Origin of the sequence: Cellulomonas telluris (assembly GCF_004886325.1) — a bacterium.
Lineage (GTDB): Bacteria > Actinomycetota > Actinomycetes > Actinomycetales > Cellulomonadaceae > Cellulomonas > Cellulomonas telluris.
Genome location: NZ_QXFN01000058.1, coordinates 1 through 584 on the forward strand (window position 1 = coordinate 1; position 584 = coordinate 584).

A 584-nucleotide genomic window follows, 5' to 3' on the forward strand; every position below is an offset into this window, starting at 1 on the left:
GAGGAGGTAGGCCTCCGCCGGGACGGCGGGCAGGTCGTGGAGCTCGTGGTCGAGCCGGGTACGGAGGTCGGTCTCTGGACTCATGCTCCCTCGACGTGCGCGCGGGGCGTCAGGTTGTCACGGTCCGTCGACCGACCTGCGACACGACCCGCGACACGACCCGCGACTCAGCGCGCGCTGCGGGCGAGGAAGCGGTCGAGGTCGACGCCGGCCTTGCGGGCCGCCCTGCGGGCCTCGGGCGTGGTGAGGTCGGGTGCCACGAACGCCTCCGGCTCGATGCTGCGGTCGGCGGCGGCGTACTGCTGCTGGAGGGCGGCCTGGCTGTCGGCGCTCGCCGCGGCGTCGGCAGTGACCTGCGCGGTCACCGCGACGGCGCCGCCGGTCAGCAGCGGGCTCACGGCCGGGGTGTAGCCGCTGGCGTGGCCGACGGCCTTGGGGTGGTAGCTCTCGCTGATCGGGTTGGACAGGCCGTTGATCCACTCGGCGTCGTCGCAGACGGCGTGCCCGGTGAAGGCGCTGGTCGGGTTGGCGAACGAGAAGCCGGCCGCCGACGCCGCGGCGGCCAGCCGGGAGTTGAGCAGGTC

Annotated in this window: 1 pseudogene; it reads right to left on the reverse strand. The window is 74.5% G+C overall.

Annotated features, from left to right (window positions below):
• Positions 1–167: 167 nt before the first annotated feature.
• Positions 168–584, reverse strand: a pseudogene (locus tag FB586_RS19860) (SGNH/GDSL hydrolase family protein); the annotation flags it as partial.